This window comes from Sphingomonas panaciterrae, assembly GCF_036890205.1.
GTDB classification, from domain to species: Bacteria; Pseudomonadota; Alphaproteobacteria; order Sphingomonadales; family Sphingomonadaceae; genus Sphingomonas; species Sphingomonas panaciterrae.
The window spans coordinates 295,462-317,224 of the sequence record NZ_JAKNQR010000003.1 but is presented as its reverse complement, the minus strand read 5'-3'; the positions used below and the strand labels follow the sequence as shown (position 1 = coordinate 317,224).

14 protein-coding genes are annotated in these 21,763 nt (G+C 67.0%); 11 read left to right on the top strand and 3 right to left on the bottom strand.

All coding sequences use genetic code 11. The annotated features are described in order from the left end of the window. The first annotated feature begins 1 nt into the window (after position 1). Both L8F96_RS11565 and L8F96_RS11560 read left to right on the top strand, forming a co-directional pair. Positions 2 to 157 (top strand): hypothetical protein, encoded by a 156-nt coding sequence (locus L8F96_RS11565; RefSeq protein WP_168770658.1) that lies wholly within the window; start codon positions 2 to 4, stop codon positions 155 to 157. Between the two features lie 149 nt (positions 158 to 306). After that, a complete protein-coding gene (locus L8F96_RS11560; RefSeq protein ID WP_206430532.1) occupies positions 307 to 2,259 on the top strand; it encodes a hybrid sensor histidine kinase/response regulator in 1,953 nt (650 codons plus the stop codon). Positions 2,260 to 2,278: 19 nt separating this feature from the next. On the opposite strand, the gene L8F96_RS11555 is transcribed toward L8F96_RS11560, so the two are convergent. Further along, a complete protein-coding gene (locus tag L8F96_RS11555; protein WP_125945253.1) occupies positions 2,279 to 2,752 on the bottom strand; it encodes an Lrp/AsnC family transcriptional regulator in 474 nt (157 codons plus the stop codon). A 108-nt stretch (positions 2,753 to 2,860) separates the two neighbouring features. On the opposite strand from L8F96_RS11555, the gene putA reads away from it, so the two are divergent. The 6 genes from putA (at position 2,861) to L8F96_RS11525 (ending at position 11,729) form a co-directional block, all read left to right on the top strand. Next, entirely contained in the window at positions 2,861 to 6,472 is a 3,612-nt protein-coding gene (gene putA / locus L8F96_RS11550; protein ID WP_334656051.1) for a trifunctional transcriptional regulator/proline dehydrogenase/L-glutamate gamma-semialdehyde dehydrogenase, read from the top strand. Between the two features lie 156 nt (positions 6,473 to 6,628). Beyond that, on the top strand, positions 6,629 to 7,060 hold the full coding sequence (rplK, locus tag L8F96_RS11545; RefSeq protein ID WP_046406429.1) for a 50S ribosomal protein L11: 432 nt from the start codon (positions 6,629 to 6,631) through the stop codon (positions 7,058 to 7,060). Positions 7,061 to 7,064: 4 nt separating this feature from the next. Beyond that, a complete protein-coding gene (gene rplA / locus L8F96_RS11540; protein WP_046406428.1) occupies positions 7,065 to 7,757 on the top strand; it encodes a 50S ribosomal protein L1 in 693 nt (230 codons plus the stop codon). Between the two features lie 123 nt (positions 7,758 to 7,880). Beyond that, the gene (locus tag L8F96_RS11535; RefSeq protein WP_334656050.1) at positions 7,881 to 9,476 is read left to right on the top strand and encodes an alpha-amylase family glycosyl hydrolase; all 1,596 of its coding nucleotides are present in this window, start codon (positions 7,881 to 7,883) and stop codon (positions 9,474 to 9,476) included. After that, entirely contained in the window at positions 9,476 to 10,483 is a 1,008-nt protein-coding gene (locus L8F96_RS11530) for a glycosyltransferase family 4 protein (RefSeq protein ID WP_334656049.1), read from the top strand. Before L8F96_RS11535 ends, L8F96_RS11530 begins: the two co-directional genes overlap by 1 nt. 73 nt (positions 10,484 to 10,556) lie before the next feature. Beyond that, a complete protein-coding gene (locus L8F96_RS11525) occupies positions 10,557 to 11,729 on the top strand; it encodes an alpha-hydroxy-acid oxidizing protein (protein ID WP_046406556.1) in 1,173 nt (390 codons plus the stop codon). Positions 11,730 to 11,781: 52 nt separating this feature from the next. Here the strand turns inward: L8F96_RS11525 and L8F96_RS11520 are convergent, their stop codons facing one another. Then, complete coding sequence (locus tag L8F96_RS11520; protein WP_334656048.1) at positions 11,782 to 14,265, bottom strand: PhoX family protein; 2,484 nt, start codon at positions 14,263 to 14,265, stop codon at positions 11,782 to 11,784. A 402-nt stretch (positions 14,266 to 14,667) separates the two neighbouring features. On the opposite strand from L8F96_RS11520, the gene rplJ reads away from it, so the two are divergent. Next, positions 14,668 to 15,183, top strand: a complete 516-nt coding sequence (rplJ, locus tag L8F96_RS11515) for a 50S ribosomal protein L10 (protein WP_046406553.1) — start codon at positions 14,668 to 14,670, stop codon at positions 15,181 to 15,183. Between the two features lie 48 nt (positions 15,184 to 15,231). Next, complete coding sequence (gene rplL / locus L8F96_RS11510) at positions 15,232 to 15,609, top strand: 50S ribosomal protein L7/L12 (RefSeq protein WP_046406551.1); 378 nt, start codon at positions 15,232 to 15,234, stop codon at positions 15,607 to 15,609. Positions 15,610 to 15,910: 301 nt separating this feature from the next. On the opposite strand, the gene L8F96_RS11505 is transcribed toward rplL, so the two are convergent. Next, the gene (locus L8F96_RS11505) at positions 15,911 to 17,164 is read right to left on the bottom strand and encodes an LPXTG cell wall anchor domain-containing protein (RefSeq protein ID WP_334656047.1); all 1,254 of its coding nucleotides are present in this window, start codon (positions 17,162 to 17,164) and stop codon (positions 15,911 to 15,913) included. A 377-nt stretch (positions 17,165 to 17,541) separates the two neighbouring features. Between L8F96_RS11505 and rpoB the strand changes: the two genes are divergently transcribed. After that, positions 17,542 to 21,696, top strand: a complete 4,155-nt coding sequence (rpoB, locus tag L8F96_RS11500) for a DNA-directed RNA polymerase subunit beta (protein WP_334656046.1) — start codon at positions 17,542 to 17,544, stop codon at positions 21,694 to 21,696. The last annotated feature ends 67 nt before the right edge of the window (positions 21,697 to 21,763 follow it).

Here is a 21,763-nt window from a genome sequence, read left to right as displayed (position 1 = left end):
CATGGACAAGCGCGCAACGACTGAAACCAAGCGGCCCAACCTGTCGACCGAGCATCAGGACGAGGGGGACGCGATGCGGCCCTCCGACACGCTCGACAAGGGGCAGCCCAACGAACAGACGATCAAGCGCAAGACATCGCTCACCCGCAACGAATAGCGCTGGGTCGCCGGGCGGACCAACATAGGTGAGGACAATCACCCGCCGCCCGGCCTTTTCCAGCCGAAAACAACGTTTTATCGTTGCTTTTCAATGCTTGCCCATTTCGATTGCGGAAACGACCGGGTGGTCATAGGTCTTTCGCGACAATGACCACCAATCCCACCCCACACCTGCTGGCGATGGAGACCGAACGCCGGTCCCAGCTGCTGCTGAACGCGGTGAAGGATTACGCCATATACCTGCTCGACACCGCAGGTTCCGTGGTCAGCTGGAACCCCGGGGCGGAGCGGTTCAAGGGCTACACCGCCGATGAGATCATCGGTGAGCATTTCTCGCGTTTCTACACGCCGGAGGACCGCGCCACCGGGCTTCCGATGCGCGCGCTTGAGACCGCGGCGGCGGAGGGAAAGTTCGAATCCGAAGGCTGGCGGCTGCGCAAGGACGGCACCCGCTTCTGGGCCAATGTCGTCATTGATCCGGTCCATGACGAAGACGGTACGCTGATCGGCTTTGCCAAGGTCACGCGCGACATCAGCGACAAGAAGGAGGCGGAACGCGCGCTGTTCCGCAGCGAGCAGCAATTCCGCCTGCTGGTGCAGGGCGTGCGCGATTACGCCATCTACATGCTCGATCCCGACGGCAATGTGTCGAGCTGGAACGCCGGGGCGCAGGCGATCAAGGGCTATACCGCCGAAGAGATCATCGGCACCCATTTCTCCCGCTTCTACATCCCGGCCGATCGCGACCGCGGCGAACCGGCCAAGGCGCTGCACACCGCGCTGATCCACGGCACCTTCGAGAAAGAGGCGCTGCGCCTGCGCAAGGACGGCACGACCTTCTGGGCGCATGTCGTCATCGATCCGATCTACGACGATGCCGGCGCACTCACCGGCTTCACCAAGATCACGCGCGACGTGACCGAGCGGCGCCGCGCGCAGGAGGAACTCGACACCGCGCGCGAGGCGCTGGCGCACAGCCAGAAGATGGAGGCGATCGGCCGGCTGACCGGCGGCGTGGCGCATGATTTCAACAATCTGCTCACCGTCATCCGCTCCTCGGCCGACCTGCTGCAACTCCCCAACCAGAGCGAGGAAAAACGGCAGCGCTATATCGCCGCCATCGCCGAGACGGCGGATCGCGCGGCGCAGCTCACCGGCCATCTGCTCGCCTTCGCCCGGCGCCAGCCGCTCGAACCCGAGACGTTCGCGGTCGGTGATCGCGTGCTCGGCCTCGAACGGCTGATTATCACCACCGTCGGCTCGCCGGTCCGGGTCGAGGTGGAGGTGGCGGACGACGCCGGCTGCGTCACCGCCGATCCCAACCAGTTCGAATCCGCGGTGCTCAACATCGCGATCAACGCGCGCGACGCGATGCCTGACGGCGGTGTGCTGCGGATCACCGCGCGCAACGTCACGCACGTTCCTTCCGTTCGCCGCCACGCCGCGGTCGATGGCGATTTCGTCGCCGTCGACATCAGCGACAGCGGCACCGGCATGGATGCCGAAACGCAGGGCCGCATTTTCGAGCCCTTTTTCACCACCAAGGCGGTCGGCCGCGGCACTGGGCTTGGCCTCAGCCAGGCCTATGGCTTCGCCAAACAATCGGGCGGCGAGATCAGCGTGCGCAGCACGCCCGGACACGGCAGCACCTTCACCATCTACCTGCCCCGCGCCGCCGCCGCGCCGACCGCGGAGCCGCTCACACCGGCGGTGCTTCGCCACGCGCTGCCGACGCAGCGGGTGCTGATGGTCGAGGATAATGAGGTGGTCGGCCGCTTCGCCCGCACCCTCCTGGAGGAACTGGGCCAGACGACGACCTGGGCGACCAACGGCGAATCCGCGCTTCGGCTGCTGGAGGAATCGAACGGCGGTTTCGATCTCGTCTTTACCGACGTGGTGATGCCCGGGATCAGCGGGATCGACCTTGCCAAGGAAGTGGAACGCCGCTGGCCGCATTGCCGCGTCGTGCTGACCAGCGGCTACAGCCACGTTCTGGCCGAGGAGGGGAACCACGGCTTCCCGCTGCTGCGCAAACCCTATTCGCTCGACAAGCTGATGAGCGTGCTGGGCGTCGCCCCGGCGGCAAAGCTCGCTTCCTGACCAGCGCGTCCGCCGCGCCTCACCCCCCGGCGTCGCGAATCGTTTCCATCACCACGAAGGTCGATGTGCTCGAGACATTGGGCAGCGTCGAGATACGCTCGCCCAGCACCGCGCGATAGCTGCGCATGTCGGCGGTGCGGACCTTCAGCAGATAATCGAAGTGGCTGGCGATCATATGGCATTCCTCCACCTCGGGAATAGCCAGCACGCCCTGCCGGAATTCCTCCAGCGCCGCCTCGCGCGTGTCGGACAGCTTCACCTCGGTAAAGGCGACATGCCCCTGACCCAGCCGCGCCGGGTCGATCACCGCGCGAAAGCCGCGGATGATCCCGCGATCGGTCAGCCGCTTCAGCCGCACCTGGCACGGCGTCTTGGACAGCCCCACGCGCTTCGCCAGCTCGGTGACCGACAGCCGCCCGTCGGCGCGCAGGATCTGGATGATCTTTCGGTCGAACGGGTCGAGTTCTTCCGGATCAAAGGGCGAAACGTCCATCCACAGCCTCAATGACAAGCCAAAGCGTCTGAGACAGGCCATATCATAAGTCGGATCGCCCGGACGAGCCTCACTATATAGCGGCCATCAACTTTCCGGACTGAGACCATGGCCGATCTCCCCCCGCTGTTCGCCGATTTTGCCCCGCCGGTCCGTGCCGCGACGCCGCTCCGCGCCGCGATCACCGCCGCCACCCGCCGCCCGGAGCCGGAGGCGCTCGCCCCCCTGCTCGACGAAGCGACTCTGCCGGAGGAGACAAAGGCCCAGGCGCTGGCGACCGCGACGAAGCTGATCACCGCGCTGCGCGCCAAGCACAAGGGCACCGGCGTCGAGGGTCTGGTGCAGGAATATGCCCTCTCCAGCCAGGAGGGCGTCGCCTTGATGTGCCTCGCCGAGGCGCTGCTGCGCATCCCCGACGACGACACCCGCGACGCACTGATCCGCGACAAGATCGCCGGCGGCGACTGGCGCAGCCACATCGGCGACGGCCGCTCGCTGTTCGTCAACGCCGCCACCTGGGGCCTGGTGGTGACGGGCAAGCTCACCAACAGCGTCAACGACCGCGGTCTCGCCGCCGCGCTCACCCGCCTGATCGCGCGCGCCGGCGAACCTGTCATCCGCCGCGGCGTCGACATGGCGATGCGCATGATGGGCGAGCAGTTCGTCACCGGCGAGACGATCGAGGAGGCGCTGAAGCGCGCCCGCCCGCTGGAAGCGCGCGGCTTCGGCTACAGCTACGACATGCTGGGCGAGGCCGCGACCACCGCCGCCGACGCCGACCGCTATTACCGCGACTATGAAACCGCGGTTCACGCCATCGGCAAGGCGTCGGCCGGCCGCGGCATCTATGCCGGCCCCGGAATCTCGATCAAGCTCTCCGCCCTCCACCCCCGTTACGCCCGCGCCCAGGGCGACCGCGTCATGGCCGAGCTGCTGCCCCGCGTCCGCGCGCTCGCCCTAATCGCCAGGGGCTATGACATCGGCTTCAACATCGACGCGGAGGAGGCCGACCGGCTCGAACTCTCGCTCGACCTTCTCGAAAGCCTCGCGCTCGATCCCGCGCTCGCCGATTGGAACGGCCTCGGCTTCGTCATCCAGGCCTATGGCAAGCGCTGCCCCTTTGTCATCGACTGGATCGTCGATCTCGCCCGCCGCGCCGACCGCCGCATCATGGTCCGTCTGGTCAAGGGCGCCTATTGGGATGCCGAAATCAAGCGCGCGCAGGTTGATGGCCAGTCGGACTTCCCCGTCTACACGCGCAAGATCCACACCGACGTCTCGTACCTCGCCTGCGCCCGCCGCCTGCTCGCGAACCGCGACGCGGTGTTCCCGCAATTCGCCACCCACAATGCGCAGACGCTGGCGACCGTCCACGCCATGGCCGGCCCCGACTTCACCATCGGCGATTACGAATTCCAGTGCCTCCACGGCATGGGCGAGCCGCTGTATGACGAGGTGGTCGGCGCGGATAAGCTCAACCGCCCCTGCCGCATCTACGCCCCGGTCGGCACGCACGAGACATTGCTCGCCTATCTCGTCCGTCGGCTGCTCGAGAACGGCGCCAACAGCTCGTTCGTCAACCGCATCGCCGATCCCGAAGTCTCGATCGCCGATCTCGTCGCCGATCCGGTCGCGATCGTCCGCGCCGCCGACACGCCGGGGCAGAAGCACGCCGCGATCGCGCTCCCGGCCGACCTCTACCCCCGCCGCCGCAATTCGGACGGCCTCGACCTCACCGACGAACGCACGCTCGCCGCATTGGCCGCGACGATGCAGGCCGGCGCCCACAGCAACTGGCACGCCGCCCCCAATGATGGTCAGGGCACCCCCCGCCCGGTGCTGAACCCCGCCGACCACCGCGACACCGTCGGCACCGTCGTCGAGGCAAGCCCCGAGCAGGCATCGGCCGCCGCGCGCACCGCCGCCGCCGCCGCCCAGTCATGGGCCGCCACCTCCCCGGCCGACCGCGCCGCCATCCTCGATCGCGCCGCCGACACGATGCAGGCGCGCATGGCCGAGCTGATCGGCCTGACCGTGCGCGAGGCCGGCAAGTCCGTCCCCAATGCGATCGGCGAGGTGCGCGAGGCGATCGACTTCCTGCGCTATTACGCCGACCAGGCCCGCCGCAGCTTCGGCCCCGCGCACCAGCCGCTCGGCACCGTCACCTGCATCAGCCCGTGGAACTTCCCGCTGGCAATCTTCACCGGCCAGGTCGCCGCCGCGCTCGTCGCGGGCAACGCCGTGCTGGCGAAACCGGCTGAGGAAACCCCGCTGATCGCCGCGCAGGCCGTCGCGATCCTCCACGCGGCCGGCGTCCCCACCGACGCGCTACAGCTCGTTCCCGGCGACGGATCGATCGGTGCCGCCCTCGTCGCCGCGCCCGAAACCGCCGCCGTGATGTTCACCGGCTCGACCGAGGTCGCCCGCCTCATCCAGCGCGAACTCGCCACCCGCGTCTCTGCCGATGGCGCGCCGATCCCGCTGATCGCCGAGACGGGCGGCCAGAACGCCATGATCGTCGACAGCTCCGCGCTTGCCGAACAGGTGGTGGCGGACGTCATCGCCTCCGCCTTCGACAGCGCCGGCCAGCGTTGCTCGGCGCTGCGCATCCTGTGCCTGCAGGAGGAGGTCGCCGACCGGATCCTCACCATGCTGCGCGGCGCGCTGCAGGAGCTGCGCATCGGCCGTACCGATCGGCTGGCGGTCGACATCGGCCCGGTCATCACCGCCGAGGCGCAAGGCAACATCACCCGTCACATCGCCGCGATGCGCGACCGCGGCCACAAGGTCGATTCGCTCCCGCTCGGCGAGGCGACCACGCACGGCACCTTCGTCGCCCCGACGATCATCGAGCTACCCGATATTGCCGAGCTTCAGCGCGAGGTATTCGGCCCGGTCCTCCACGTCATCCGCTACAAGCGCAGCGGGCTCGACGCGCTGATCGACCGAATCAACGCCACCGGCTATGGCCTGACCTTCGGCCTCCACACCCGCCTCGACGAGACGATCGCCCATGTCACCGCGCGGGTGAAGGCGGGCAATCTCTACATCAACCGCAACGTCATCGGCGCGATCGTCGGCGTTCAGCCCTTCGGCGGCCGCGGCCTGTCGGGCACCGGGCCCAAGGCGGGCGGCCCGCTCTATCTCGGCCGGCTGGTGCGCGGCGCGATCGAGGCGCCCGCCGGCACGTCGACGGCAGCCGATGCCGCCACCCGCGACCTCGCGCTCTGGCTGGAACAGCGCGGCGACGAACCCGCCGCCACCCGCGCCCGCGACATTGCCGCCGCCTCCCCGCTCGGCCTTGAGGCGGAGCTCGACGGCCCGGTGGGGGAGCGCAACCTCTACGCCCTCCACCCGCGCGGCCGGATCCTGCTGCTGCCTGAAACCAGCGCCGGGCTGATGGCGCAGCTCGCCGCCGCGCTCGCTACCGGCAACGACCTCGTGGTCGACGCCGCTTTCCGGGCCGATCTGCCGGCCCCGATCGCCGCCCGCGTCCGCTGGACCAGCGACTGGTCCAACGACGGCCCCTATGCCGGCGCGCTGATCGAGGGCGACGCCGCGCGCGTGCGCGACCTGCAACAGCGAATCGCCGCGCTCGATGGTCCCATCGTGCTGACGCAGGCGAACGACTATCGCCTCGAATGGCTGGTCGAGGAGGTGTCCACCTCGATCAACACCACCGCGGCCGGCGGCAACGCCAGCCTGATGGCGATGACCTGAGCCGCGGCATCAACCACACGCATGGCGGGGCCGCGCGGGACTGGATTTTTCCCCGCGACCCCGCTATGCGCGCGCTCTTCCAGGTAAATCGCTGGAACGCTTGCGGGAGGGTGCGGCAACGCGCCCGCGACGACCGCTAAACTTAAAGAGAGTGACATGGCGAAGAAAATCACAGGCTATATCAAGCTGCAGGTGCCTGCCGGCGCTGCAAACCCGTCGCCGCCGATCGGCCCGGCGCTGGGTCAGCGCGGCGTGAACATCATGGAATTCTGCAAGGCGTTCAACGCGCAGACCGCTGACATGGAAAAGGGTTCGCCCCTCCCCACCGTCATCACCGTCTACGCCGACCGCTCGTTCAGCTTCGAGACGAAGACGCCGCCGGCGACCTTCCTCATCAAGAAGGCGCTGAACCTGAAGTCGGGCTCGAAGGAGCCGGGCAAGACCAGCGCGGGAACCATCAAGCGCTCGCAGCTCGCCGAGATCGCACAGGCCAAGATGAAGGACCTGAACGCGAACGACATCGACGCAGCAACGAAGATCATCGAAGGCTCCGCTCGCGCGATGGGCCTCCAGGTTGTGGAGGGTTAATCCCATGGCGAAGCTCACGAAGAAGCAGAAGGCGATCACGATCGACCGCGAGAAGCTGCACGGCGTCGACGAGGCGATCAGCCTCGCCAAGTCGGGTGCGACCTCCAAGTTCGACGAGACGATCGAAGTCGCGCTGAACCTCGGCGTCGATCCGCGTCACGCTGACCAGATGGTCCGCGGCGTCGTCACGCTGCCTAAGGGCACCGGCAAGACCGTTCGCGTCGGCGTGTTCGCCCGCGGCGCAAAGGCTGAAGAGGCACTGGCTGCCGGCGCCGACGTCGTCGGTGCGGAAGACCTGATGGAAACCATCCAGGGCGGCAAGATCGACTTCGATCGCTGCATCGCGACCCCGGACATGATGGGCATCGTCGGCCGTCTCGGTAAGGTTCTGGGTCCCAAGGGCCTGATGCCGAACCCGAAGCTCGGCACCGTGACGATGAACGTCGCCGAGGCGGTGAAGGCTGCCAAGGGCGGCCAGGTCGAATATCGCGTCGAAAAGGCCGGTATCATCCACTCGGGCATCGGCAAGGCAAGCTTCCCGGCCGAGGACCTGCGCGCGAACTTCGACGCGCTGGTCGACGCCGTCGTCAAGGCCAAGCCGGCCGGCGCCAAGGGCAAGTACGTCCGCAAGGTCGCGATCTCCAGCACCATGGGTGCGGGCATCAAGATCGACGTGGCGGAAGTCGCTTCGGCCTGATCCGACGTCTCAGTTAGCGTAACGAAGAAGGCCGGGGGGCAACCTCCGGCCTTTTTTGTTGCCCGCTGCCGCCGGCGGCATGGCCCGCGTGAACCCATCCGTTGCCGAGGCGTTACGAACCGCATGAGCGAGGGCACCATCGCTGCGCCCTGGTGGAAGCGCGGCGTCATCTATCAGGTCTATCCACGCTCCTTCGCGGACAGCGATGGCGACGGCATCGGCGACCTTGCCGGGATCGAGGCGCATCTCGATCATATCGCCTCGCTCGGCGTCGACGCGATCTGGCTCTCGCCGATCTTTCCCTCGCCAATGGCCGACTTCGGCTATGACGTCGCCGATTACACCGGCGTAGAGCCAATGTTCGGCGACCTCGCCGCCTTCGACCGCCTGCTCGCCGCGGTCCGTGCGCGCGGGCTGAAGCTGCTGCTCGATTTCGTCCCCAACCATTCCTCGACCCAGCACCCCTGGTTCGTCGAAAGCCGCGCCAGCCGTGATAATCCGAAACGTGACTGGTACATCTGGCGCGATCCCGCGCCGGACGGCGGCCCGCCCAACAACTGGATCAGCGACATGGGCGGCCCGGCGTGGGAGCTCGATCCCGCAACCGGCCAATATTATCTCCACACCTTCCTGAAGGAGCAGGCCGACCTCAACTGGCGCAATCCTGAGGTCGTGGCGGCGATGACCGACGTGCTGCGCTTCTGGCTCGACCGCGGCGTAGACGGCTTCCGCATCGACGTGTTGTGGCACATCGTGAAGGCGCAAGGCCTGCCGGACAATCCGCCTAACCCCGACTGGCGCGAAGGGATGGCGGAGAAGCTGCGCCTCATTCAGCTGAACTCGACCGACCAGCCCGAGGCTTATGACTTCGCCCGCCAGTTCCGGGAGCTTGCCGACAGCTATGGCGAGACCTTGCTGGTGGGGGAGATCTTCCTGCCGCTCGATCGCCTGATGCGCTGGTACGGCCCGGCGGATCAGCCCTACGTACAATTGCCCTTCAATTTCGAGCTGATCGAAAACCCCTGGGATCGCGACACGCTGGCCGCGCTGATCGCCAGCTATGATGCCGCCATTCCCGAACATGGCTGGCCCAATTGGGTGATCGGCAGCCACGATGCGCCGCGCATCGCTGCGCGCGTCGGGGAGCGCCAAGCCCGTGTCGCCGCCATGCTGCTGCTCACGCTGCGCGGCACCCCGACACTCTATCAGGGTGACGAAATCGGCATTGGAAAGGTCGATATCCCGCCCGACCGGGTCCGCGACCCGCAGGACCTGCGCCAGCCCGGCATGGGGCTCGGCCGCGATCGCTCGCGCACCCCGATGGCCTGGGACGCCGCGCCCAACGCCGGCTTTTCCACCGCCGAGCCGTGGCTGCCGCTCCACCCCGACTGGCGCACCCGCAATGTCGCGGCGCAGGAGGCGGACCCGGCCTCGATGCTCTGGCTCTACCGCCGCCTCCTCGCCGCGCGCCGCGCCAGCCCTGCGCTGTCACTCGGCAGCATGACGCTGCACGCCGCGCCTACCGACGTGCTCATCTATGAGCGCCACCACGGCGACGAGCGGCTGCTGGTCGTCCTCAACCTCGGCAGCACACCGCGCGACGTTGCGCTGCCCGATGCCACCCGCCCCGGCCGGATCATCGTCGCTACCGGCACGCGGGCAACGTTCGACGGCACGATCGATACCGATGAAGCCTATGTCGTGGAGCTACTCGCCTGATGCGCATTGCCATGTTGTCGTCGATCTCCTGGCCGACGCCGCCGACCGGCTATGGCCCGTGGGAATTGGTGACCAGCCTCTTGACCGAGGCGCTGGTCGCGCGCGGCGTCGACGTCACGCTTTTCGCCACGCAGAATTCGCGCACCGCCGGCAAATTGGAGGGCGTCGCCCCGCGCGGTTATTCGGAGCCCCCGCATCTCGACGCCAAGGTGTGGGAGGCGATGCACATCGCGCATTGCATTGAGCGCGCCGGCGATTTCGACCTCATCCACAACCAGGCCGATTTCATGCCCCTCGCCTGGTCGCGGCTGATCGACACGCCGATGCTGACGACGATCCACGGCTTCTCGTCCGAACGGATCGTGCCGGTGTATCAACGCTACGACGATCACGTTCACTACGTCTCGATCAGCGACGCCGATCGCCACCCATCATTGCGCTATGCCGCGACGATCCATCACGGCATCCCCTTGGACGATTTCGCCTTCGACTCGGTCGGCAGCGACGACCTCCTGTTTTTTGGCCGGATCCACCCGGACAAGGGGCCGGCGGACGCCATTGCCGCCGCACAGCGCGCCGGGCGCCGGCTGATCATGGCCGGGCTGGTCCAGGATCATGGCTATCACGAACGCGAGGTGGCGCCGCATATTGACGGCGACCACGTGATCTACCGCGGCGTGGTCGGGGGTGACGCGCGGGTACATGCGCTCGGCCGGGCGCGCGCGCTGCTCCACCTCATCGGCTTCGACGAACCCTTCGGCCTGTCGGTGGTGGAGGCAATGGCCTGCGGCACCCCCGTCATCGCCTACAATCGCGGCTCGATGCCCGAACTGATCGAACACGGCGTCACCGGTTTCCTCGTCGACACGCTGGACGAGGCGGTCGCCGCGATCGAGCGCGTGGGGGAGATCGACCGCGCCACCTGCCGCGCCCGCGTTGCCGAACGGTTCAGCGTCGAGCGCATGGCGGACGATTACATCAGGCTATATCAACAGCTTATCGGCTGATCGCATTTCTCGCCCCAGGGCGTGACAAGGCTTCTCCAGCCCGCGACAATGCGCGCAAAGGAGAGCGTACCCTATGCCGCATTACGGCGACTTCCAGACCCAGATCTATGGCGCCGGCCTGTCCGGCATCGTCCCCACCTACCCGGTCGATTTCGCGACGCTGGAAAAGCGCGCGCAAGCCGCGCTGCCGCCGCATGTGCTGACCTATGTCCAGGGCGGCTGCGGCGACGAATATACGCAGGACGAGAACGCCCGCGCCTTCCGCCACTGGGGCATGATGCCGCGCATGATGGTGGACGCGACGTACCGCGACCTGTCGATCGATCTGTTCGGGCTCAAGCTGCCCTCGCCCTTGTTCATGGCTCCGATCGGCGTCACCGGCATGATGACCCAGGACCAGCATGGCGATGTGGCCGCGGCGCAGGCCTCGGCGATGACCGGCGTCCCGCTGACCGCCTCCACCCTCTCGAATGATCCGTTGGAGGACGTGAAGACTGCCTGCGGCGAGACCCCCGCCTTCTTCCAGCTCTACACCCCGCGCGACAAGGAACTGGCCGAAAGCCTCGTCTCCCGCGCCGAGGGGGCCGGCTACAAGGCAATCGTCGTCACGCTCGACACCTGGGTCACTGGCTGGCGGCCGCGCGATCTCAACCCGTCCAACTTCCCGCAGCTGCGCGGCCATGTGCTGCAGAATTACTTCGTCGACCCTCGCTTCCGCCAGATGCTGGGCGGCAGGGCACCGGAGGAGGATCTGCGCACCGCGATCGGCACCTGGGGCGCGACGTTCGGCAAGGTGCTGACGTGGGACGACATGGCTTGGCTGAAATCGATCACAAAGCTGCCGATCGTGCTGAAGGGGATCTGCCATCCGGACGACGCGCGCCGTGCGATCGATACCGGCGCGGATGGCATCTACGTTTCCAACCACGGCGGACGGCAGGCGAACGGCGGGATCGCGGCGATCGACATGCTGCCGGAAGTGGCTGACGCGGTGGCGGGGCGCGTGCCGGTGCTGTTCGATTCGGGTATCCGGTCGGGCACCGACGTGGTGAAGGCCATCGCCCTGGGCGCGGATGCGGTGGGCGTTGGCCGGCCCTATTCCTACGGCCTGGCACTGGGCGGTGCGCCGGGCTGCGCGCACGTACTGAAATGCATCCTCGCCGAGGCGGACCTGCTGATGGCGGTCAACGGCTGGCCGACGCTGAAGGCGGTGCGCGAGGCGGGGGCAATCCGCACCGATCGCTAGCAACGGGAAAGGCGTCATCCTCGGCAGCGCGAGGATGACGCCCTCCTGAAGATCAGATCCCGACCAGCCCGCCATCCTCGCGGGTGATCACGATCGTCGCCGAACGCGGGCGGCTGGCGCTGGCCGAAGTGCCGCTCTGCGACGCCGGCCAGTTCGACGTGATATTGTCCGGCCCGCCATTCTCGCCCGGGTGCTGGATGTTGACGAACAGTGCCTTGCCGTCCGGCGTCGAGGTTATGCCGGTGATCTCGCACTCCTTCGGCCCGACCAGGAACCGCTTGAGCGTCGCGCCCGGCGCCTTGCCTACCCGCGTCGTCGCCGTGCTGGTGCCCACCGACGTCGTGTTGTTCACGGTCTTCGTGCCGCCATCACCCACCCGCCCCGGAATGGCGGCGAGCATCTGGTTGTTGGTCACGTCGGTGAAGGCGCCATCGTCGGTCTGCAGCCACATCACCGGGCTTGCCCCCTGCCCCGCGACATTCGACGGAAGGCTGAACCACAGGCCATCAGGCGAAGAGAAGTCGTTGCTGTCGTCCAGCCCCGACAGGTTGATATTGTCCTTGTTGAGGTCGCTGCCGGCACCAAAGGCATAGACGTCCCAGGTGAACGCCGTCGCCTCGGTCGTGTCGCCATTTTCGCGCAGGCGGATGACATGGCCGTTGACGTTCCCCGCACTGTTGCTGCGCCCGTCGGTGCGCGGATCGACATAGGCGCGCGGGTTGGCGGCATCGGTGCGCGCCGGGCTGCGCGAGGAATTGTTGGTGAGCGTGCAATACATCTCGCCGTTCGCCGGATTCACCGCGGTCCATTCCGGTCGGTCCATCGGTGTCGCGCCCAGAAGGTCCGCGGCAAGGCGCGTGTTGATCAGCACGTCTGCCTGATCCGCGAACGGATAGGTCGCATTGCCACTGGTCAGCGGCCCGCTGCCGAACGTGAGCGGCAGCCACTGCCCGCTGCCGTCGGCGTTGAACTTCGCGACATAGAGCGTGCCGGCGTCGAGATATTTGTCGCCCACCGCCAGGCGATCGGCGGCATTGGCGTCGCTGGCTGACCAGGGGGTGCTCGACACGAACTTGTAGATATATTCGTTCTGGGCGTCGTCCCCCATGTAGAAGGCCGGCCGTACGCCGGCGACCATCCGGCTTGGCTCCACGCCCTCATGGTTCATGCGGCCCAGCGCGGTGCGTTTACGCGGCGTGGACTGGGGATTGTACGGGTCGATCTCGACGATCCAGCCATATTGGAATGGCTCGTGGCGGAAATCGGCCGTGCCATCGGTTGCCGCGTCCGCGATCGCCGTCGCATTCCATTTGCGGAAGATCGTGCTGCTCGCGTCCGCCGGGGTAACCGTCGTCCAACCGTAATTGCCGGCCCGCCCCTCACTGATGCCATAGCGCGCCAGGCTGACATTCTCCTTCGCGCGCCCCGCGCCGCTGCGCACCGCGGCGTCCCCACGATCCCGCCGGAAATAGCCGGCCCAATTCTCCTCCGCGGTTGCATAGGTGCCCCACGGCATCATCCCATTGGCGCAATTGTTGATCGTGCCCCGCCCCTGCGTCCCGTCCTTGGAATAAGCGGTGCGCAGCAGCGGGTTGCCGCGCGCGGGGCCATTGAAGGTCATCGGGGTATTCGGGGTGATGCGGCGGTTCAGCGCCGACGCCTGGACATAGCTCCACGCCGACGCGCCGTGCGTCACCTCGATCACCGACACGCCATGCGCCTCGACCTCCTTGATCGCTTCCGCCTCGGGCCGCACGCCGCCGGTGATCGTCTGCCCCCGCGGGTGAAGATAGCTTTCGGTGATATTCTCGTGATTGAGCACCAGCAGCCCGCGCGTGCTGCCCGCCGCATCGCGCGTCGCCCCTGTCGCAGCGAGCCCGAAGAAGCTCATGCCATCATGATGATCGCCCGCGCGCGCCGCGAAGTTCGTGTCCGTCCCGTCATTGGCATAGGCCGACGTGCTGGCGTTGATCGGGTCGCCCAGCCGGTAGAGCACGGTCACCAGATAACCGGCGGGCACCGTCACCAGATCGTTGCGATTCTTCGCCACCGCGACGAAATCCAGCGTCGCGGGCGTCACCGTGATCGTCGTGTCAGCGGTGGCGCTATCGCCGAGGCCGCTCGTTCCGGTGAAGCGGAACACCAGCGGCGTCGACGCGCTCACCGCCGGAGCGATGAAGGTCGCGCTCGCGCTATTGGCGTTGTTCAGCGTGACCTGCGGCCCGCTCACCTGCGTCCAGCGCACCGATTGCGCCGCGCTGCTGGCGGTACCCCGAAGCGTGACCGTCTTGCCCGCGCTCACGCTCGCGGCCTGGCCGGACGACACCGTGATCGGCTCTACCGTCACCAGATCGCCGTCGTCGTCGCACCCGGCCAGCAGGACGCCGCCGAACACGGCCGTGGTCATCGCGGTCAGGCCGCCGCGCAACGTCTGCCGCCGCGAATAGCGTCGCGCGATCAGATCGCTGAGATGCTGGTTGGCGCTGCCGTTCGTGTCGATGTCACCGTCGTCATAGACGAAACGCGATTCGGTCATCTTCTTCCCCCCAGAGGCGTGATCGTTTCCGCACCTCTGCCCGGGATGGATGACGCGGCCGTGGCGCCACGGCGTCCGATCGGTTGCACTTCCGTGGTAGTTTGACGACACTTGACCCGCGCGCGGATTTCGCTAGGGAGCGCGACTTGTCATGGCCCCGGCCGTGACGCCGTCCGAGACAGCGGGTGGGCCCTGGCGCCCTTAATTCCCCGCCGAGACGGGGACAGGATTTTGCCGCAGCGCGCCCGCGTGCTTCGGTTTGCCGCACCGCTTACGGGATCATTCCCGCGCCGTGCGACTGCTTCCCATTCCCCTTCGCTGGACAACCGTATGCGGTATCTGCCGCATGCGGATCGTAACCGGCCGCAGCCTTCGGGATGCGGCCAAAGTGTGGAGAATGGCATGGATCGTGCTGAAAAGGCCCAAGCCGTCGCCGAACTCAAGCAGACCTTCTCCGAGGTCGGCGTGGTGGTCGTCACCCGCAACCTCGGCCTCACCGTCGCTCAGTCGACGCAGCTGAGGACGAAGATGCGCGAGGCCGGTGCCGTCTACAAGGTCTCGAAGAACAAGCTTGCCAAGATCGCGCTCGATGGCACCGACTATGACGGCCTTGGTGAATATTTCACCGGTCCGGTCGGTCTCGCGACCTCGGTCGACCCCGTTGCGGCTGCCAAGGTGGCCGTGGACTTCGCCAAGACGACCGACAAGTTCGAGATCGTCGGCGGCGGCATGGGTGCGACCAAGCTCGACGTGGAGGGCGTGAAGGCGCTCGCTACGATGCCGTCGCTCGACGAGCTCCGGGCGAAGATCGTCGGTCTCATCGTGGCCCCGGCCACCAAGATCGCGACCATCACCCAGGCGCCCGCCGCGCAGATCGCGCGCGTGCTTGCAGCTTACTCGGAAAAGGAAGCCGCCTGATCCTTCAGGCAGCATCGTTTCATTCGAACGTTTCAAAGGAAGTATATCATGGCAGACCTGAACGCGCTGGTTGACCAGCTGTCCGAACTGACCGTCCTCGAGGCGGCTGAGCTCTCGAAGCTCCTCGAAGAGAAGTGGGGCGTCTCGGCCGCAGCAGCGGTTGCAGCAGCTCCGGCAGCTGGTGGCGGCGCAGCTGCTCCGGCCGCTGAAGAGAAGACCGAGTTCGACGTGATCCTCACCGGCGACGGTGGCAAGAAGATCAACGTCATCAAGGAAGTCCGCGCGATCACCGGCCTGGGCCTGACCGAAGCGAAGACCCTCGTTGAGGGCGCGCCGAAGCCGGTCAAGGAAGGCGTGTCGAAGGACGAAGCCGAGAAGATCAAGAAGCAGCTGGAAGAAGCCGGCGCGACCGTCGAGCTCAAGTAAGCAGCGGCGCGGGGCGGGCCTTCTGGTCCGCACCGCGTTCGGCCCTCGGGCCACGATTGCGAGGAAAGGCGGCTTCCCCTGGGGGAGCCGCCTTTTCTTTTGCGTGATGCCCGGAGGCAGAGAGCGAGGCCCGGCGCTGGATCAGCGCACGCGCGTCGGCCTCTTGGGCTCAGGCACCGGCGCGCCCGCTCGTGTGCCAGCCGCCAGCATCTGAACAGAGTGCTTTCCGCAGCCCGTCAGCGGCGCGCGACAATCCCTTGAGCGAGCCTGCCACCTGTCGGCAGCAGCGACGTCGACCGCCTCAGCGGCCAGTGTGCGGGCGTACGCCGATCGTGTCGAACATGCGCGACGGCTGGTCGAGCCAGAACGGCCCCAGCTTCGCCTGCCCGGCACGCTCGATTCCCAATGCGTGCACTGACGTCGTCTGTCCGCCGCTGTGAACGGCGCGGATCGCGACCACCGGCACAAACATCGGCCGATCCCCCGCCTGCAACACGGTGATCGCATCGCGCGGCATCGCGGCGACCGCACGGACGCGTCGCGACTCACCCGGCATCAGGTCGAACGGCGGCACCGCCGGGCGACCGACCGGCTCGGCGAACATGGCGGCAAGCACCGCATCCTGCCCCGGCTGCGCGCTCGTCAGCCGAATCTCCACCGCCACGCCGCGCGCGGGCACGTCCGACGCGTTGCGCACCGTCACCGTCACATCAGCGGTCGCGGTCACCATGTTCAGCCCCGCGCGGCTGACGGTCGGCAGGTCGAGATCAAGCCGTGCGGCCGGCAAAGGCGCGGCCGGCGCCGCGGGCGCCACGTCATCACGCCCGCGATCAAGGAAGCGCGGCTTGCCCGTGGGCGCAGCAGCGGCGCCGGCGCGCGCGACTGGCCGGACCGGCTCCACCGGCCGGGCGGGCTCCACCGCTGGAGCCGCCCGATCCGCCGGCACCCGATCGCGCACCCGCGCCCTGCGACGCCACAAATAAAGCCCCGCGGCAGCGAGCAACCCAAGGCCGATCGCCACCGGCCAGAACCAGGACGTCGGCTCAGACTCCGCAGCCCGCGCCTCACCATCAACGTCGACTGTCTCTTCTTGCGTCGGCTCAACCGTCAGGTCCGGAGCTTCATCTGCCTCGCTGCCCGCAACAGGTGCAGCATCCGCGCCGACCGTGGGCGTTTCAATAAGCGTCGGCTGCTCATCGAGCACCGGCGCAGGCACCGGAGTCGGCGTAGCCACCGGACTCGGCGCGGCGCGCGGCGACTCGGCGGGCTGCGGCGTGGCCGTCGCCCGCGGCGTCGGGGTCACGGTTGGCGTTGGGCGCGGCGCGGGTGGGCGGATGATCGGCGCCGCAGCGTTGGTCGCTGGCGCCTCGTCGGCCGGTCCGACCGGCGCGCTGGTCGGCGTCGGCGTCGGCTGCGAGGGCGGCAGGCTGAAGTTGCCGAGATCGGGGGTGCTCGTCGGCACGTCCTGCGCCAGCGCCGCACCACCGGCAAACGCAATCCACGCGCCCGCCACCAGCGCCGCGCGCCGCCCCTTCTTCGTCCCTGCCATCGTCATCGCGTTATCGTCTGAACCCTGAACACGGGGCAACGGAATCGCTGCCGCGCCGCCGCCTGTACGGCGGACCGGCCGCACCACCAAACGCCGCGTGACAGGGTGTGGCGGCTTCTTCAGCCTTTACCGCCCGGCATCAGGCCTTTGACCCCTTGCGGTCGCCAGGTCCGGTTGACGGAGGGCGACCCCTCCCCTATATCCGGCCGGTTACCACAGCTTCGGGAAATGACATGGCGTCGCGCACTATGTCGAACGGATTGGAGCAGGTGGGTTCATAAGACGCTGCAAGGCTGCCGTTGGTTCCGGATCCGGAACATGACGCGCGGCCTTTTGGCGTCTTGTCCTGCGCCCGGACGAATTAGACCAAGGCAGACAGCTACATGGCAACCAAGGCGATCGAAGGCGGCACCGCAAAGCGCCGCATCCGCAAGGTTTTCGGCAACATCCACGAAGTGGTGCAGATGCCGAACCTGATCGAGGTGCAGCGCGAAAGCTACGAACAGTTCCTGCGGTCCGACCCGTCGATCGGCTATGTCTCGGGCCTCGAGAAGACGCTGCGCAGCGTCTTCCCGATCCGCGACTTCGCCGGCACCGCGGAACTCGACTTCGTGAACTACGAGCTTGAGCCGCCGAAGTTCGACGTCGAGGAATGCCGCCAGCGCGGCATCACCTATGCCGCGCCGATGCGCGTGACGCTGCGCCTGATCGTGTTCGAGGTGGACCCGGAAACGGAAACTCGCTCGGTGCTCGATATCAAGGAGCAGGACGTCTACATGGGCGACATGCCGCTGATGACGGAGAACGGCACGTTCTTCATCAACGGCACGGAGCGCGTGATCGTCAGCCAGATGCACCGCTCGCCGGGCGTCCTCTTCGATCATGACCGCGGCAAGACGCACGCCTCGGGCAAGTATCTCTTTGCCGCCCGCGTGATCCCGTATCGCGGTTCGTGGCTCGATTTCGAGTTCGACGCGAAGGACATCGTCAACGTTCGTATCGATCGCAAGCGCAAGCTGCCGGTCACGGCGCTGCTCTACGCGCTGGGCCTCAACAGCGAGGAAATCCTCAACCACTTCTACAACCGCGTCACGTATGTGCGCGGCGAGGGTGGCTGGCGCATTCCGTTCGCGGCCGAGAACTGGCGCGGCGTGAAGCCGACGTTCGACCTGGTCGACGCAAATTCGGGCGAAGTGGTGTTCCCGATGGGCACCAAGGTCACCCCGCGCGCCGCCAACAAGGCGGCGAAGGACGGCCTCACCGACCTCCTCATCCCGACCGAGGAAATCTACGGCCGTTATTCGGCCTATGACCTCATCAACGAGCAGACCGGCGAGATCTACGTCGAGGCTGGCGATGAGATCGGCCCGGACAATCTCGAGAAGCTGGATCGCGCCGGCATCGACCGGATCGAGCTGCTCGACATCGACCATGTCACCACCGGTCCGTGGATCCGCAACACGCTGAAGGCCGACAAGGCCGAAGAGCGCGAGCAGGCGCTGTCGGACATCTATCGCGTGATGCGCCCTGGCGAGCCGCCGACGCTGGAAACGGCAGAGGCGCTGTTCGCCGGCCTGTTCTTCGATCCGGACCGCTACGACCTCTCGGCCGTCGGCCGCGTGAAGCTCAACATGCGCCTTGACCTCGATGCCGAGGACACGGTGACGACGCTGCGCACCGAGGACATTCTGGCCGTGGTGAAGACCCTCGTCGATCTGAAGGACGGCAAGGGCGAGATCGACGACATCGACAACCTCGGCAACCGCCGCGTGCGTTCGGTGGGCGAGCTGCTCGAGAACCAGTATCGCGTCGGCCTGCTGCGCATGGAGCGCGCGGTGAAGGAGCGGATGAGCTCGGTCGACGTGTCGACCGTCATGCCGAACGACCTCATCAACGCGAAGCCGGCCGTTGCCGCGGTGCGTGAATTCTTCGGCTCGTCGCAGCTGTCGCAGTTCATGGACCAGACCAACCCGCTGTCCGAAGTGACGCACAAGCGTCGTGTCTCGGCGCTCGGGCCGGGCGGTCTGACGCGTGAGCGCGCAGGCTTCGAGGTCCGCGACGTTCACCCGACGCACTATGGCCGTATCTGCCCGATCGAAACGCCGGAAGGCCCTAACATCGGTCTGATCAACTCGCTGTCGACCTTCGCGCGCGTCAACAAGTATGGCTTCATCGAGACGCCGTACCGCCGCGTGGTGGACGGCAAGGTGACCGGCGAGGTCGTGTACCTCTCCGCGATGGAAGAGCAGAAGCACACCGTTGCGCAGGCGAACGCCGAGCTCGACGCCGAGGGTCGCTTTACCGAGGAACTGATCTCCGCCCGTCAGGCTGGCGAATTCCTCATGGCGCTGCCCGAGACGATCACGCTGATGGACGTGTCGCCGAAGCAGCTGGTCTCGGTCGCCGCCTCGCTCATTCCGTTCCTGGAAAACGACGACGCCAACCGCGCGCTCATGGGCTCGAACATGCAGCGTCAGGCCGTGCCGCTGGTGAAGGCGGAAGCGCCCTTCGTCGGCACCGGCATGGAAGAGACCGTTGCGCGCGATTCGGGCGCTGCGATCTCGGCGCGTCGCGCCGGCATCGTCGACCAGGTCGACGCCAGCCGCATCGTGATCCGCGCCACGGGTGAGGTCGACGCCGGCAAGTCGGGCGTCGACATCTACTCGCTGATGAAGTTCCAGCGTTCCAACCAGTCGACCTGCATCAACCAGCGCCCGCTGGTGAAGGTGGGCGACGTGGTCAACGCCGGCGACATCCTGGCCGACGGTCCGTCGACCGAGTTCGGTGAACTCGCGCTCGGCCGCAACGCGCTCGTCGCGTTCATGCCGTGGAACGGCTACAACTATGAGGACTCGATCCTCATCTCCGAGCGGATCGTGAAGGACGACGTGTTCACGTCGATCCACATCGACGAGTTCGAGGTGATGGCCCGCGATACCAAGCTCGGGCCAGAGGACATCACGCGCGACATCCCGAACGTCGGCGAGGAAGCACTGCGCAACCTCGACGAGGCGGGCATCGTGTACGTCGGTGCCGAGGTCGAGCCGGGCGACATCCTCGTCGGCAAGATCACGCCGAAGGGCGAAAGCCCGATGACGCCGGAGGAAAAGCTCCTCCGCGCCATCTTCGGTGAAAAGGCCAGCGACGTGCGCGATACCTCGCTTCGTCTGCCGCCGGGCGTTGCCGGCACGATTGTCGACGTTCGCGTCTTCAACCGTCACGGCATCGACAAGGACGAGCGCGCGATGGCGATCGAGCGCGAGGAGATCGAGCGCCTGAAGAAGGACTCGGATGACGAGCGCACGATTCTCAACCGCGCCACCTGGTCGCGCCTGCGCGAGATGCTGATCGGCCAGACCGCGAGCGCGGTGCCGAAGGGCGGCCCCAAGAAGGGTGCCGTGATCGATCAGGACACGCTCGACAGCGTCGACCGCCACGAATGGTGGAAGTTCGCGGTCGCCGACGACAAGGTCCAGTCGGATCTCGAGGCGGTGAAGGCGCAGTATGACGAGGCCGCCAAGCTGATCCGCGAGAAGTTCGAGGATCGTCGCGAGAAGCTGGAGCGTGGCGACGAGCTGCCGCCGGGCGTGCTGAAGATGGTCAAGGTGTTCGTCGCGGTGAAGCGCAAGCTGCAGCCGGGCGACAAGATGGCCGGCCGTCACGGCAACAAGGGCGTCATCAGCCGCATCCTGCCGGTGGAGGACATGCCGTTCCTCGCCGACGGGACGCCGGTCGATCTCGTGCTGAACCCGCTGGGCGTGCCGTCGCGCATGAACGTCGGTCAGATCTTCGAGACGCACCTTGGCTGGGCCGCCCGCGGCTTGGGCCAGCAGATCGCGCAGCAGCTGGAGGAATGGCGTGAAGCCAATCCGGATGCCACCCCGGGCGCCATGCCCGAGGCGGTGAAGGACCGGCTGAAGACGATCTACGGCGACCATTATGTCGACGAGATCGAGGCACGTGACGCGCAGGGCATCATCGAGCTGGCGACCAACCTGAAGCCCGGCGTTCCGATGGGCACTCCGGTGTTCGACGGTGCGGTGGAGCAGGACGTTGCCAACATGCTCGAGCTGGCGGGTCTCGATCCGTCGGGTCAGTCGGATCTGTTCGACGGGCGGACCGGCGATCAGTTCGACCGCAAGGTGACGGTGGGCATCATCTACATGCTGAAGCTCCACCACCTCGTCGACGACAAGATCCACGCACGTTCGATCGGGCCGTACAGCCTCGTCACCCAGCAGCCGCTGGGCGGTAAGGCGCAGTTCGGCGGCCAGCGCTTCGGCGAAATGGAGGTGTGGGCGCTGCAGGCTTATGGCGCGGCGTACACGCTCCAGGAGATGCTGACGGTGAAGTCCGACGACGTGGTCGGCCGCACCAAGGTCTATGAGGCGATCGTCAAGGGCGACGACACGTTCGAGGCCGGCATTCCGGAGAGCTTCAACGTGCTCGTCAAGGAAATGCGTTCGCTGGGCCTCAACGTCGAGCTGAAGAGCATGGAAGACGCGGACGACAGCGACCTGGCCGAGGCGGCTGAGTAACCGCACCGCTCCGACGATCGACCATCCCTCCCCTAGCCCCTCCCGCCCGCGCGGGAGGGGGAAGAGG